The following is a 340-nucleotide window of genomic DNA, read 5'->3' as shown; positions in this document are numbered from 1 at the left end:
CAGTTGTTCTGCTTTCGCGGCGGTCATTTCGGCAATGCGTTGCCCTTTGCCGTCGAGAATGCCGCTGACGTCGGAGAGCAAAATCAGATCCGCGCCCAGCGTTGCCGCCAGCGCCGTTGCCGCCTGGTCGGCATTGACGTTCATCAGTTGCCCTTCGTCTGTTACGCCAATGGAGCTGACCACCGGCAGATAACCGTTCTCCAGCAAGGAGTTGATAAGCTTAGGCGAACCTGGCTGCGCCAGTCCAACATGGCCTAACTCTTCATCAAGCTGGGTCACTTTGACGCTGTCGCCGTCACCGAGAAACAAACCTACGGCCGCAATCTGATGTTTCTTCGCC

General features: G+C 57.4%; 1 pseudogene. It reads right to left on the bottom strand.

From position 1 onward, the window contains the following. A pseudogene (locus SB764_RS38910) lies at positions 1 to 340 on the bottom strand (hypothetical protein); the annotation flags it as partial.

Origin of the sequence: Paraburkholderia sp. SIMBA_027, from assembly GCF_046535315.1 — a bacterium.
Taxonomy (GTDB): domain Bacteria; phylum Pseudomonadota; class Gammaproteobacteria; order Burkholderiales; family Burkholderiaceae; genus Paraburkholderia; species Paraburkholderia tropica.
This window is presented reverse-complemented; position numbering and strand designations above follow the sequence as displayed.